This window comes from Modestobacter excelsi (genome assembly GCF_005930495.1).
Taxonomy (GTDB): Bacteria; Actinomycetota; Actinomycetes; order Mycobacteriales; family Geodermatophilaceae; genus Modestobacter; species Modestobacter excelsi.
This window is the reverse complement of the sequence record NZ_SJEX01000049.1, coordinates 1-13,057: the sequence shown is the minus strand read 5'-3', so window position 1 is coordinate 13,057 and position 13,057 is coordinate 1. Positions and strand designations below refer to the sequence as shown.

The window sequence follows — 13,057 nt, the reverse complement described above, 5'->3', positions numbered from 1 at the left end:
CGTAACACCTGTCCCGCACCTCCCCCGTGAACCGGCGGAGCTCGCGCCGACCGCCGGACGGGTTGGGAGAACGGTACGGGCCGGGGGCCCGGATTGCGCCCCCGTCCCGCACCGTCACTGCATCAGGCAGCCGGCAGTGCGTTGAGCTTCCGGCTGGCGATGACCTGGTCGACGATCCCGTAGTCCTTGGCCTCCTGGGCCGTGAGGATCTTGTCCCGGTCGATGTCCTTGCGGACCTGCTCCTGGGTCTGGCCGGTGTGCCGGGCCAGGATGGCCTCCATCAGCGTGCGCACCCGCTCGATCTCCCGGGCGTGGATCTCCAGGTCGGTGACCTGGCCACCCGCCTCGCCGGACGGCTGGTGGATGAGCACCCGCGAGTACGGCAGCGCCAGCCGCTTGCCCGGGGTGCCGGCCGCCAGCAGGACGGCGGCCGCGGAGGCGGCCTGGCCCATGCAGACGGTCTGGATGTCGGGACGGACGAACATCATCGTGTCGTAGATCGCCGTGAGCGCGGTGAACGAGCCGCCGGGCGAGTTGATGTACATGGTGATGTCGCGGTCGGGGTCGTTGGACTCCAGCGTGATGAGCTGCGCCATCACGTCGTTCGCCGACGCGTCGTCGACCTGCACCCCGAGGAAGATGATGCGCTCCTCGAAGAGCTTGTTGTACGGGTTGGACTCCTTCATGCCGTAGCTCGTGCGCTCCACGAAGGAGGGCAGGATGTAGCGGCTGGAGGGCATCTGGAAGTCGCTCATGGTCACTTCTCCGGTCCGTCGGTGACCGGGTTGTCGGTCTGGGTCATGGTGTCGGCACGGGTCACCACGTGGTCGACGAAGCCGTACTCGAGGGCCTCCTGCGCGGTGAACCAGCGGTCGCGGTCGGAGTCCTCGTTGATCCGCTCCGGGGTCTGCCCGGTGTGCTTCGCCTGGAGCCGGTTGAGCTCCTGCTTGGTGCTGCGGAACAGCTCGGCCTGGATCGCGATGTCCGAGGCGGTCCCGCCGACACCGGCCGAGGGCTGGTGCATCAGGATCCGCGTGTGCGGCAGCGAGTAGCGCTTGCCCTTGGTGCCGGCGGTGAGCAGGAACTGGCCCATCGAGGCGGCCAGGCCCATCGCGTAGGTGGCGACGTCGCAGTCGATGAACTGCATGGTGTCGTAGATGGCCATGCCCGCGGTGACCGAGCCACCGGGCGAGTTGATGTAGAGGTGGATGTCGCGCTTGGGGTCCTCGGCCGACAGCAGCAGCATCTGGGCGGCCAGCTGGTTGGCGATCACGTCGTCGACCTGGCTGCCCAGGAAGATGATCCGCTCGCGCAGGAGGCGCTCGTAGACCGAGTCGTTGAGGTTCATCATCGAGCCGCCGGCGCGCATGAGCGGCGCGCCGGGGGTGATCAGTGGGGTGCTCACGGGTGCGGTGACCTCCGTAGGACTGCGGTGCAGTCGGTCTCGTGGAACAGGTTGGCCGGTGGTCGGGAAGGGGTCCGCCGACGCCGTGGACGGCCTGTGGGTGCTGGTCGTCGGTGCGGCCTCGTCGGGTCGCCCTGGGGGGTTGTCCCGAGTGTCACGTCGACCCTAACGCGGACCCCCGACGGCTTCCTCCCCGTCGGGGCCGGTGTTCGCCGTGGGCGCAGCGGCGGCCGGGACGGCACCGGGCGGTCACGCCCCGGGGACGACAGCGCCGCCCGCACCCCGGGGCGGGGTGCGGGCGGCGCGGAGGAGTCCTGGTGGTGTCCTGGTGCAGGTCAGGCCTTGGCGGTGCTGCCCTCGGCGTCGTCGACGGCGGCCTCGGCGTCGGTCACGACGGCACCGGTGGCCTCGGCCTCGTTGTCGGCGTCGTCGTCGGCGACGTCGCCCCCGGCGACCTCCTCGGCGACGTCGTCGGTCGGCTGCCCGGCGTCCTCGGCCGAACCGGCGACGGTGCGCGGGCGCAGCGCCTCGAGGTCGACGACGTTGCCCGACGCGTCGGTGATCGTCGTCTCCTCGAGCAGCTGGGCCAGCGCCTTGGTGCGGCGGACGTCGGCGACGAAGTCGGCGATGTTGTTGCCCTGCTGCAGCTGCTGCGCGTACTGCTCCGGGCTGACCCGGTTGCGCTGGGCCTGCGCCATGATCTGCGCGGAGAGGTCCTCGTTGTCGACGGTCACCTCACGGGCGTCGGCGATCGAGTCGAGGATGAACTGGGTCTTGACCGCCTTCTCGACGTTCTCCCGCAGCTCGGCGTCGTAGGCCTCGCGGCCACCCTCGATGCCCGCGGCGGTGAAGTAGGCGTCCCAATCCATGCCGGCCTGCTGCAGCTCGCGCTCCATGGCCTGACCGCGCCAGGCGAGCTCCTGCTCGACCATGTTCTCCGGCACGGGCACCTCGATGACCTCGATGAGGTGCTCGACCAGCTTGTCGCGGGCCTCGGCGCCCTGCTGCAGGACCTTGGTGCGGGACAGCCGGGTGCGGACGTCCTCGCGCAGCTCGGCGAGCGTGTCGAACTCGCTGGCGATGGAGGCGAACTCGTCGTCGAGCTCGGGGAGCTCCTTGGCCTTGACCGAGCGCACCGTCACGGTCACGTCGGCCAGCTCGCCGGCGTCGTCGCCGGAGAGCAGCGCGGTCTGGAAGGTGGCGCTCTCGTCGGCGGACAGCCCGGTGACGGCCTCGTCCAGGCCGGCCATCAGGCCGCCCGAGCCGACCTCGTAGGACATGCCGGTGGTGCTGCCGTCCTCGAGGACCTCGCCGTTGAGCGTGGCCTCGAGGTCGATGGAGACGTAGTCGCCCTCGGCGGCGGCGCGCTCGACCCCGGAGAGGGTGGCGAACCGCTCGCGCATGACCGACACCTGGGCGTCGATCTCCTCGTCGGTGACCTCGACGTCGTCGACGGTGACCGCGAGGGAGTCCAGCGGGGGCAGCTCGAGGGTGGGGGCGACGTCGACCTCGGCGGTGAAGGCGAGCGCCTCGCCATCGTCGATCCGGGTCACCTCGACCTCGGGCTGGCTGATCACCCGGACCTGGTTCTCCCGGATCGCCTCGGAGTAGACCTCCGGGACGGCGTGCTGGACGACCTGCTCCAGGACGACGGGGCGGCCGATCCGCTGGTCGAGGACGCGGTTCGGGACCTTGCCGGGGCGGAAACCGGGAACGCGGACCTGCTTGCCCAGCTCCTTGTAGACCTCACCGAAGGCGTGGTCCAGGTCGCTCCACGGCACCTCGATCGCGAGCCGGACCCGGGTCGGGCCCAGGTTCTCGATGGTGCTCTTCACTGTGCAGCGCTCCTCTGGAAGGGGGACGGACGACGGGCGCGACGCGCGGGGCGTCGCAGCACGCCACGAGTCTAGAGACGTCTGTTCTGTGTCGGGGTGGTGGGATGTGAGCCCACAGCAGCGCCGATCTGGTCGGGGTGGCGGGATTTGAACCCACGGCCCCCCGCTCCCAAAGCGGGTGCGCTACCAAGCTGCGCCACACCCCGTGGCGGGTGCGAGTCTAGGGCGAGGACGGCGCGGCCGTACCGCGGCGTCCGCGGTCCACCACGGCGACGGCCCGGCGCACCGCGTCGACGGACGCCTCGACGTCGGCCCGGTCGGTCGACCAGTTGCTCACCGACACCCGCAGCACGGCCCGGCCGGCCCAGCGGGAGCCCGACATCCACGCCGTCCCGTCGGCGATCACCGCGGCGGTGACCGCCGCGGTGCGCTCGTCGCTGCCGAAGCTGACGCAGACCTGGGTGTAGACGACGTCGTTGAGGACCCTCGCGCCGTCGAGGGAGGTCAGCCCCCGGGCCAGAGCCCGGGCGTTGTCGACCAGCCGCTCGACGAGCCCGGCCACACCGGCCTCGCCCAGCGACCGCAGCGCCGCCCAGACCGGCACGCCGCGGGCCCGCCGCGACATCTCCACCGTCACGTCCAGCGGGTCCGCGACGTCGGTGCTCAGCAGGTAGCTGGCCCGCACGCCCAGCGCCGCGCGCATCGGCGCCGGGTCGCGCACGACGGCGACGCCGCAGTCGTAGGGCACGTTGAGCGTCTTGTGCGCGTCGGTGGCCCAGGAGTCGGCCCGGTCCAGCCCGTCGACGAGGTGCCGCAGCGCGGGGGCGGCCGCTGCCCACAGCCCGAACGCACCGTCCACGTGCACCCAGGCGCCGTACCGGTGCGCGCGGTCCGCGGCCTCCCTCAGCGGGTCGAACGCGCCCGAGTGCAGGTTGCCCGCCTGCAGGCAGACCAGCGTCGGGGCGTCCGGGGGCGCGTCGTCCAGGGCCCGGGTCAGGGCGTCGGTGCGCAGCCGCCCCTGGTCGTCGACGGCGACCCGCTCCGGTCGCCCGAGGCCCAGATAGCGCAGCGCCAGGTGCACCGAGGCGTGGCTGTCCTCGCCGACGAGCACCCGGACCCGCGGGCCCTCGGCCAGCCCGTTCTCCTCCACGTCCCACCCGGCCGCGGCCAGCAGGGCGTTCCGGCCGGCGGCCAGGCAGGACACGTTCGCCGTCGTCGCGCCGGTGGAGAAGCCGACCGCGCTCCCGGCCGGCAGGCCGAGCAGGTGCACCAGCCACTCCCCCGCCGCCTCCTCGATGCCCGCGACACCGGGGGTGGCCGCGCGCATGCCGGTGTTCTGGTCCCAGCTGCTGACCAGCCAGTCCGCGCCCAGCGACGCCGGGAGGACGCCGCCCATCACCCAGCCGAAGAACCGGCCGGAGTTGATGGCCATCAGCCCCGGTCCGGCGAGCGCGGCGAGCTCGTCGACGACCTGTCCGGCGCCGACGGGTGACTCGGCGAGCAGGTCGAGGGCGCGGGCGCGGACCTCGTCCGCGGTCGCGTCCGGCGGGACGCGCCGCTCAGGCAGCTGGTGCAGCCAGTCCCGCGCGTGCGACGCCGCGGCGCACAGCGCCTCGTCGTACGCGTCGGCCGCGGCACCCATGGGGCGCAGCCTGGCACGGGGCGCCCCCGGCGACGAGGGGGCCGCGTCCGCGACGTCCACCGGCTGCGGCAGCGGCGGGAGGCGACCGGTTAGGCTGCGGACGAGCAGAGGTGCTCACCGGGACGCGTGCGTCCCACCGCGGGTGTAGCTCAATGGTAGAGCCCCAGCCTTCCAAGCTGGCCATGCCGGTTCGATCCCGGTCACCCGCTCTCCGCTCCTCCCGCAGGTCACGCGCCCTCCGGTCAGGCGACGCCGGTGACGTCCCGTCGTCCCGCGCGCTGGTCCTCGGACGTCAGCAGCGACGTGGTGGTGCGCACCGCCGTCGCGAAGACCGTGCCGCGTCGTGAGGCGTCGAAGAGGTTGGTGCCCATGGCGGCGAGGTCCTCGCCGGTCGGCGCGAACACCCGCACGCTCGTCCCGGACGCCGCGAGCCGGGCTGCCTCCCACAGGGCCCGCTGGGCCATGCGCTGACGCAGGCGGCGGTCCAGCCGGGGACCGCCCTCCGGGACCTCCCTCCCCCGCACCCGCACCCTCGCTGGCGACGCTCGGGGCCCGTCCTGGGCACGCTGACGCATGGACCGAAGCTGGACCGGCGCGGACCGGCACGCCTCATCCGGAGGCGGTGAGCGGGCAGTCAGCTGCGCGCGAGCGCCTCGCGGACCTCGGCCAGGGTCGGGTTGCTCAGGTACCGGCCGCCGATGAGCACGGTCGGGGAGAGCTCCCACCCCTGCGGGTGGTGGGCGCGCACCGCTGCGGCGCCCTCCTCGTCGTCCCGGAACCGCACGCTGCAGTGCGGGATGCGGGCGAGTGCCATCTTCGCGCGCAGCTTCGCCGAGTACGGACACCCCGGCGAGTGGTAGACGACGGGCTGCTCGGTCATGGGTGCTCCTCGACGGGTGCCTGCGCCCACCGTGACAGCGGGCAGCGCCCCGGACAAGGCCCGCCGGCTCAGCTGCGGCGGCGGTGGTGCAGGTGGACGACGCCGCCGGCGAAGCGCCGCTCGTCGACCAGCTCCAGGTCCAGCCGCACCCCGTCGGGCAGCGCCCGGGTGCCGCCGCCCACGACGACCGGGTGCACCAGGTGGTGCACCTCGTCGACGAGCCCGGCCCGGAGCGCGTGTGCGGCCAGTCCCGGACCGCCGATGCTCACGTCGGCGTCGGCGTCGGCGACGAGCTGCCGGACCGCCTCCGGGTCGAAGGTCCGCTCCAACCGGGTGCGTGGCGTGGACACCGACTCGAGCGTCGTGGAGTAGACGACCTTCTCGGCAGCGCGCCAGATCTCGGCGTAGTCGTTCTCGATGGCGTGGTGCTCGGGGCCGCCGATGGTCTGCCAGACCGCCAGCGTCTCGTACATCCGGCGGCCGAGCAGGTACGTGCCGATCGGACGCTCGAGCTCGTTGACGAAGGCGTGCACCTCCTCGTCGGGTGCCGCCCAGTCGAACTTCCCGTCGGCGTCCACCGTGTAGCCGTCGAGCGAGCAGATCGCGGCGTACTGGAGCCGGGCCATCAGCTCTGCTCGAGAACGGAGAAGACGTTGCCCGCCGGGTCGGTGAACCAGGCGATCAGCGGGCCGCCGGCGCGCATCACACCGTTCTCGTCGGTCGGTGGCTCGTCGTAGTGCAGGAACTGCACGCCCCGGGCGGTCAGCTCGGCCACCGCGGCGTCGACGTCGGGCACCGGGAAGTTGAGCACCGTGTAGGTGGCCGGGCTGTGCCCGGGCCCCTTGGCGTAGACGAGCACGTCCCGCCCACCGGCGAGGTGCAGGTGCATGATCCCGCCCATCGCCGGCTCCCCGCTGGTGCGCAGCCCGAGCACGTCCTCGTAGAAGGTGCGTGCCGCGTCGAGGTCGTCGACGGAGAAGCCGCTGAAGGCGGCGCTGTCGCGGAGCAGTTCGGTCCTGGTCTCGGTCATGACCTCCAGACCGCTGCGACCGGCGGAACTCATCGCGGCGACGGCGACGGGTTCCGCGGCAGGTCGAACAGGTCGAACAACCGGGTGTCGAGGAAGGCGGTCATCCGGGTGATGCGGCCGTCGGCCCCGAACTCCAGCGCGGTGACCGACCACGGTTCGAACGACCCGCCCGGCCCGCTCGGACGCCACTGGGCGAACGCCGGGTTGCCGTTGAGCTCCAAGGGCACGACGTACGACCCGCGGCACTCGGCGCCCGGTCCGACGAACCAGGTGGCGATGTCGGCGGAGCTGCGCAGCCACATGGCGTACGGCGGCATGTCCATCACCGCGTCCTCGTGCAGCAGCGCCACCAGCGCCTCGATGTCGTAGCGGCCGAAGGCGTCCAGGTACCGGTCCAGCAGCTCGGCCTGGTCCGCGGCGACCTCCGGCTGGGCCGGCTGCTCCGCGGCCTGCTGGGTGGCGAGGGTGGCCCGGGCCCGCTGCAGCGCGCTGTTGACCGCGGCGACGGAGGTCTCCAGCAGCCCGGCGACCTCGTCGGCCTTCCAGCGGAGCACGTCGCGGAGGATGAGCACCGCCCGCTGCCGGGGTGGGAGGAACTGCAGCGCGGCGACGAAGGCCAGCCGCACCGACTCCTTCTGCACCGCGAGGTCGGCCGGGTCGCCGCCCACGGGCAGCACCTGACGGTCCAGGGCCGGCTCGACCCAGGCGCCGTCGGGCAGCACCCCGTCGAGCGAGGCCTCGACGGGCGCGAAGGAGTCCTCGGACAGGTCGACCGGCAGCGCGCGGCGCTTGCGGCCGTCGAGGGCGTCCAGGCAGACGTTGGTGGCGATCCGGTACATCCACGAGCGCAGCGCGCCGGCGCCCTGCAGCCGGTCCAGCGAGCGCCAGGCGCGGACCATCGTCTCCTGCACCGCGTCCTCGGCGTCGAAGGCCGACCCGAGCATGCGGTAGCAGTAGCCGGTCAGCTCCCGGCGGTGCTCGGCCAGCCGGGGCTCCAGCTCGCTGGCCAGGGCCGCTCCGGGCCGTTCGGCGATCACACCGGTCATCGCGGGACCTCCTCGTCGACGTCGCCGCCGATCCTGCCGGAGGCCACCGACAGAACCAAGGGAGGTCGCTACTGGTAGGTGACCAACTGCGGGGTGGGCAGCACCTGCTCGATCGTCTGCTCGGGCGTGAGCATCGGGGAGTCCTCGTCGACGAAGTTCTTCCACCCCCACCACAGCGGCGCGGGCGCGTCCTGGTGCAGCACCCGCCAGGTGTCCTGCTTGGCCGCCTGCCCGCCCTGCCCGTCGGCGTGCACCATGATCGCCAGCTCGTCCCGGGAGGTGTCCAGCCGCTCGCGGTCGATGATCATCCGCACCTGGAACTGGTGCAGGAGGAGGAGCTTCTGCGGGAGCGCCCGCTCGCGGGTCAGGTCGGCCAGCCAGGTCACCACGGTGTTGATCTCGTCGATGCCGACCTGGCCGATCTGGGTCAGGTGCACCTGCCCCGGGGTCAGCCGCCACTCCGGGTCCAGCGCCAGTCCGACGTAGGGCAGCTCCAGCAGCGACTGGTACTCCTTCGCCTGGGTGAGGAAGTCGGTGCGGCCTGGCTGCAGGTCCAGCACCACGTACAGGCCGGCCGCGCCGGCGGCCTCGACCCAGGGCCGCAGGGTCGCCTCGTCGCCCTCGGCCGAGTAGTTGCCGTCCGGGCCGGGGAACTCCGACGCCACGGTGGCGATGATCTCGAAGGTCGGGACGACGGTGGCACCGACCAGCGCACGGTAGGGCTCGGCGGTCTGCTGCGCCCGCTCGATGGCGCCCGGCAGCTCCTGCTCCCCCAACACGCCCAGCGCGCCGCTGCCCGGGATGCCGTACAGCGCGACGAGCATGTGCCGCGGGAACAGCAGCTGGCCACCGCCGGGCAGCTGGGTGCCACCGGCCGCGGTGTCCAGCTTCCAGTCGATCCCCGGGGCGCCGGCCAGGTCGGCGCCGAGCACCACCACCGTCGGCTGCTGGGCCAGCCGCTCGACCACCGCCGCCGAGCCCCGCGGGTCCGCGCCACCGGTCAGCTGTACCTCCGCGCCGGCCGCCCGGGCGGTGGCGATCCCGGCGAGGGCGTCCCCGCTGCCGCTGGCCAGCACCACGACGTCCTCGAGCGGCTCGGGGCGCTCCACCGCCGGCAGCTCGCCGGCGGGCTCCGCGGCACCGGCCGGGGCGGCAGCGCCGTCGGCCCGCAGGGCAGGCAGCGCGTCGGGGGCCAGCGCTGCCACCGCCGCAGCCCGGTCGGCCTCGGCGACGGGCTGGTCGGCGTCGAGGTCCAGCCCGGTCGCCGCCGCCACGGCGTCGGCCTCGGCGGGGACGGTCACCACGTCGACGCCGGCGTCGTCGGGCAGCGCGGTCGCGGCGTCGTCCCCGAGCGCCAGGACCGTCTGCACCCCGAGCCGGTCGAGCTCGGGGGCCAGGGCGTCGGCCGCCCCGTCCGCACCGAGCAGCAGCGGCACCCCCAGCCCGACGGCGGACACCGCCCCGAGCAGCTGCGCCGACGGGTCGTCGCGCCCGGCGAGCACGGCGACCGGCGAGCCGGCGAACAACGCCCGGCTGGTGGACACCGCGGCGGCGACCGGGTCGGTGTCGGCGACGAGCGTGCGCGGCGCCTCGGGCACCGCCGTCACCGCCCGGCTGCCCGGCGCATCGGCCGACGCGCTCCCGGCCGGGTCGCCGTCGGCGGAGCTGGTGCCGGTGCACCCGGCGAGCGCGACCAGGGTGACGACGGCGGACGCAACGGTCCCGAGACGGCGCATGACCTTCCTCCCGCGTCCACGACCGTCCGGGTCAGGGGTCCCGGGGAGCCGGACGTGGACACCTCGGCAGACCGCCGACCCTAGGGCCCACCCGTGACCCCGGCACCCCGGCGGGGTGCTCGGCCCTGGACACCGCGCGCACCCGCCGGGGCATCGCCCTCGACATGGACGGCGAGCGGGACGGCGCAGGGTCGGGACAGCCCGAAGCGGCAGCGGCCAGCCAGCGGGCTGGGACCGGCCGCCACGCGCCAGCAGGCTTCCCCGACCCCGCCGGTGGAGCAGGTGCTGGTGCAGACCCGCGACGGCTTCGTGCTGGCGCTGACGATCGTCGTGCTCACGGTCGCGTTCCGGTCCCTGGCCGTGGCGCTGATCGCCGCCGTCCTCACCCTGCTGTCGGTGGGCGCCGCGTACGGGGTGCTGGTGATCGTGTTCCAGTCGACCTGGGCCGAGGGGCTGCTCGGGTTGACCTCGACCGGGGCGATCGTGTCCTGGCTGCCGCTGTTCCTCTTCGTGGTGCTCTTCGGGCTGTCGATGGACTACCACGTGTTCGTCGTCTCCCGGGTCCGCGAGGCCGCCCGGGCCGGCCTCCCGATGCAGCTCGCGATCGCCCGTGGGGTCACCCGCTCGGCCGCGGTGGTCACCAGCGCCGCGGTCGTGATGGTCGCCGTGTTCAGCATCGTCGCGACGCTGTCGCTGGTGCAGTTCGAGCAGCTGGGCGTCGGGTTGGCGGTGGCCGTGCTGATCGACGCCACCCTGGTCCGCGGGGTGCTGCTCCCGGCGACGATGGCGCTGCTGGGTGAGCGGACCTGGTGGCTGCTGCGCCTGCTGCACCGGCTGCCGGCCGGCAGCTCCTGAGGTCGGGGCGAACTGGTTGGCGGATCGTCGTCCCGGGGCGGTAGACAGCCACCGTGACCGATCTCGCCGACCAGCTCCGTCCGATCACCGCCGAGGAGTGGCCGCGGTTCTCCGCCACGATGTCGACCACCTTCGGGGAGGCGCCTGACGGGCCGTACCAGGAGACCCCGTCGCCGATCGCCGAGCTCGACCGCTCCCTCGCCCTGTTCGACGGGGACCGGGTGGCGGCCACCGCCGGCATCTACAGCCTGGACATGGCCGTCCCCGGGGCCACCGTGCCGACCGCCGGGGTCACCTGGATCACCGTCGCGCCCACCCACCGCCGGCAGGGGGTGCTGACGGCGATCATGCGGCGCCAGCTCACCGAGGTGCAGGCCGCGGAGCGGGAGCCGGTGGCGGCGCTGTGGGCCGCCGAGGCCGGCATCTACGGCCGGTTCGGCTACGCCCCGGCGAGCTGGCGGGGCGGCTGGTCGGGGAACACCGAGCGGCTGCGGCTGCGCCCGGACGCCGACTGCGGCACCGGACGCGTCGCGCTCGTCGACGTGGCGGAGTTCCGCCCGGCCGCCGCCCGGCTCTACGACCAGCTCCGCCGGCAGGTGCCCGGCAACCTCGCCCGCGACGACCGCTGGTGGGACCGGGTCCTGCTGGACCGCCCCGAGGACCGCCGCGGCGGCACCCCCCGCCAGCACGTGCTGCACACCGAGGCCGACGGCACGGTCACCGGCTACGCGCTGTACCGCGTCCGGGGCAGCTGGACCGACGACGGCGAACCGACCGGCGTGCTCGCCGTCACCGAGGTCCGCGCCGCCACCCCGGCCGCGTACGCCGCGCTCTGGCGGTTCCTGCTGGGCATCGACCTGGTCCGCACCGTGGAGGCGCCGTCGCTGTCGGCCGACGACCCGCTGCGGCACCTGCTCGCCGACCCCCGCGCCTGGCACGCGCGCCCGGTCGACGCGCTGTGGGTGCGGCTGGTGGACGTCGGACGGGCGCTGTCCGCCCGCCGCTACCCGGCCCGGATCGACCTGGTGCTCGAGGTGCGCGACCGGTTCTGCGCCTGGAACGACGGGCGCTGGCACGTCTGGGGCCACCCGGCAGGGGCGTTCTGCGACCGCACCGACCGAGACCCGGACCTCGTGCTCGACATCGAGGCGCTCAGTGCCGCCTACCTGGGCGGGGTCTCACTCGCGTCGCTGCAGGCCGCCGGGCGGGTGACCGAGGTCAGCCCGGGCGCCGTGGTGGCCGCCTCCACGGCGTTCAGCTGGCCGGTCGCACCCTGGTGCCCGGACCTGTTCTGACGACGTCCTTCTGCGCACCGTCCACTTCGCACGGTCCACTTCGATCAGGTGACCTGATCAAAGGGTGTCCTCCCGCACCAACGCCGGTGCGGGAGGAGGGCCGGTGATCAGGTCACCTGATCACCGGCCGGGCCCCTCACCGCCCCGACTCCTCACGTGGGCTGGGTGCCGTCCCACTCCGCCAGCGGGGCGCAGTGCCAGCGCCAGGAGGTCACCGGCTCGCGGCCGGGCAGCTCGCCGCGGCCGGTGGCCCACAGCATCGCCGCCCACGGGTCCGGCTCCGGCGGGACCCACGGGAACAGCCGGGTCACCGTCGCGTCGGCCAGGGCCGCGGGCGGCACCCAGTCCAGGCCGCGGCCGTCGGCGATGTCCCAGCCGTGCAGCAGCAGCTCCGCGCAGCCCATGCCGGCGAAGCCCGAGGGGTCGGCCAGCCCCCAGCTGTGCGCGCCCCGCTCGGCCGGGTCGGCGGCGTCGACCACCCGGGCCAGCACCTCGGTGGCCGCGGAGAGCTGCCGGCGCATCTCGGCCAGCTCGGCGTCGGGACGGCGGACCAGGTCGAAGGCGCTCACCTCGACCGGGCCGGCGACCAGGTCCTGGGCGTACCAGGTCAGGCACGAGGTGACGTGGTGGACGACCCCGATGACGTCGGTGGCCAGCAGCGGCACCGCCGCCGAGCCGTCCGGCACCCGGGCCAGCAGCTGCTGGACGGCCGCGTCGGCCGCCCGCAGCTCGCCCCCGGTCACCGCGGTGGCCTCACGGGGTGTCGGTGGGCAGCCCGCCGGCCGGGCGGTGCCGGTCGCGCTCGTACTGGGCGACCAGCCCGATGCGGCGGACGTGCCGGGCCTCGCCGCTGAACGGCTCGCGCAGGAAGGTGAGCACCAGCTCGGTGGCCTCCTCGACGCTGTGCTGCCGGCCGCCGACCGCCACGACGTTGGCGTCGTTGTGCTGCCGGGCGAGCTTGGCGGTGTCGGTGTTCCAGACCAGGGCGGCCCGCACGCCGGGGACCTTGTTCGCCGCGATCTGCTCGCCGTTGCCCGAGCCGCCGATGACGACCCCCAGGGTGCCGGGCTCGGTCACCACGCCCTCCCCCACCGCGAAGCAGAACGGCGGGTAGTCGTCCTCCGCGTCGTAGGTGTGGGCGCCGCAGTCGACGGGCTCGAAGCCCTGGTCGGCGAGCACCTGCAGGAGGTGGGACTTCAGTTCCAGGCCGGCGTGGTCGGTCCCGAGGAAGACGCGCATGAGCTGATCCTCGCAGGCCCCCGCGGCGCCCGGCGACTGGCAGGCTGACCCGGTGGCGGTCATGGGGGTGGACGGCTGGCGGGGTGCGTGGGTG

Annotated in this window: 14 protein-coding genes and 2 tRNA genes; 3 read left to right on the top strand and 13 right to left on the bottom strand. The window is 74.0% G+C overall.

The window, feature by feature from the left end; translation table 11 throughout:
• Window positions 1–122: 122 nt before the first annotated feature.
• The 5 genes from FHL80_RS15900 to FHL80_RS15880 form a co-directional block, all read right to left on the bottom strand.
• Window positions 123–755, bottom strand: coding sequence for an ATP-dependent Clp protease proteolytic subunit (locus tag FHL80_RS15900; RefSeq protein ID WP_014739749.1), 633 nt, complete (start codon window positions 753–755; stop codon window positions 123–125).
• A gap of 2 nt (window positions 756–757) precedes the next feature.
• Window positions 758–1,405: an ATP-dependent Clp protease proteolytic subunit gene (locus FHL80_RS15895; protein WP_439331094.1), complete on the bottom strand. Its 648-nt coding sequence runs from the start codon at window positions 1,403–1,405 to the stop codon at window positions 758–760.
• A gap of 335 nt (window positions 1,406–1,740) precedes the next feature.
• Entirely contained in the window at window positions 1,741–3,240 is a 1,500-nt protein-coding gene (tig, locus tag FHL80_RS15890; protein WP_138734361.1) for a trigger factor, read from the bottom strand.
• Between the two features lie 129 nt (window positions 3,241–3,369).
• Window positions 3,370–3,446, bottom strand: a tRNA-Pro gene (locus FHL80_RS15885).
• A gap of 14 nt (window positions 3,447–3,460) precedes the next feature.
• Window positions 3,461–4,882 (bottom strand): pyridoxal phosphate-dependent decarboxylase family protein, encoded by a 1,422-nt coding sequence (locus tag FHL80_RS15880; protein ID WP_138734360.1) that lies wholly within the window; start codon window positions 4,880–4,882, stop codon window positions 3,461–3,463.
• 138 nt (window positions 4,883–5,020) lie between these two features.
• On the opposite strand from FHL80_RS15880, the gene FHL80_RS15875 reads away from it, so the two are divergent.
• Window positions 5,021–5,091 (top strand) — tRNA-Gly (locus tag FHL80_RS15875).
• A 33-nt stretch (window positions 5,092–5,124) separates the two neighbouring features.
• Here the strand turns inward: FHL80_RS15875 and FHL80_RS15870 are convergent.
• The 6 genes from FHL80_RS15870 to FHL80_RS15845 form a co-directional block, all read right to left on the bottom strand.
• Complete coding sequence (locus tag FHL80_RS15870) at window positions 5,125–5,346, bottom strand: hypothetical protein (protein ID WP_138734359.1); 222 nt, start codon at window positions 5,344–5,346, stop codon at window positions 5,125–5,127.
• A 170-nt stretch (window positions 5,347–5,516) separates the two neighbouring features.
• Window positions 5,517–5,762, bottom strand: a complete 246-nt coding sequence (locus tag FHL80_RS15865) for a glutaredoxin family protein (protein WP_138734358.1) — start codon at window positions 5,760–5,762, stop codon at window positions 5,517–5,519.
• A 68-nt stretch (window positions 5,763–5,830) separates the two neighbouring features.
• On the bottom strand, window positions 5,831–6,388 hold the full coding sequence (locus FHL80_RS15860; protein ID WP_138734357.1) for a dihydrofolate reductase family protein: 558 nt from the start codon (window positions 6,386–6,388) through the stop codon (window positions 5,831–5,833).
• Window positions 6,388–6,792, bottom strand: coding sequence for a VOC family protein (locus tag FHL80_RS15855; protein WP_138734356.1), 405 nt, complete (start codon window positions 6,790–6,792; stop codon window positions 6,388–6,390). Before FHL80_RS15855 ends, FHL80_RS15860 begins: the two co-directional genes overlap by 1 nt.
• A 29-nt stretch (window positions 6,793–6,821) precedes the next feature.
• Window positions 6,822–7,838 carry a sigma-70 family RNA polymerase sigma factor gene (locus FHL80_RS15850; RefSeq protein WP_138734355.1) on the bottom strand — a complete coding sequence of 339 codons (1,017 nt, stop codon included), beginning with the start codon at window positions 7,836–7,838 and terminating at the stop codon, window positions 6,822–6,824.
• Between the two features lie 68 nt (window positions 7,839–7,906).
• The gene (locus tag FHL80_RS15845) at window positions 7,907–9,574 is read right to left on the bottom strand and encodes a hypothetical protein (RefSeq protein WP_138734354.1); all 1,668 of its coding nucleotides are present in this window, start codon (window positions 9,572–9,574) and stop codon (window positions 7,907–7,909) included.
• A 288-nt stretch (window positions 9,575–9,862) separates the two neighbouring features.
• Between FHL80_RS15845 and FHL80_RS15840 the strand changes: the two genes are divergently transcribed.
• Both FHL80_RS15840 and FHL80_RS15835 read left to right on the top strand, forming a co-directional pair.
• Window positions 9,863–10,429 carry an MMPL family transporter gene (locus tag FHL80_RS15840; RefSeq protein ID WP_246078716.1) on the top strand — a complete coding sequence of 189 codons (567 nt, stop codon included), beginning with the start codon at window positions 9,863–9,865 and terminating at the stop codon, window positions 10,427–10,429.
• Between the two features lie 53 nt (window positions 10,430–10,482).
• Window positions 10,483–11,724, top strand: coding sequence for a GNAT family N-acetyltransferase (locus FHL80_RS15835; protein WP_138734353.1), 1,242 nt, complete (start codon window positions 10,483–10,485; stop codon window positions 11,722–11,724).
• Between the two features lie 152 nt (window positions 11,725–11,876).
• Here FHL80_RS15835 and FHL80_RS15830 read toward each other — a convergent pair whose 3' ends face one another.
• Both FHL80_RS15830 and FHL80_RS15825 read right to left on the bottom strand, forming a co-directional pair.
• The gene (locus FHL80_RS15830) at window positions 11,877–12,467 is read right to left on the bottom strand and encodes a maleylpyruvate isomerase mycothiol-dependent enzyme family protein (protein WP_138734352.1); all 591 of its coding nucleotides are present in this window, start codon (window positions 12,465–12,467) and stop codon (window positions 11,877–11,879) included.
• Between the two features lie 10 nt (window positions 12,468–12,477).
• Window positions 12,478–12,963 carry a ribose-5-phosphate isomerase gene (locus tag FHL80_RS15825; protein ID WP_138734351.1) on the bottom strand — a complete coding sequence of 162 codons (486 nt, stop codon included), beginning with the start codon at window positions 12,961–12,963 and terminating at the stop codon, window positions 12,478–12,480.
• Window positions 12,964–13,057: the final 94 nt, after the last annotated feature.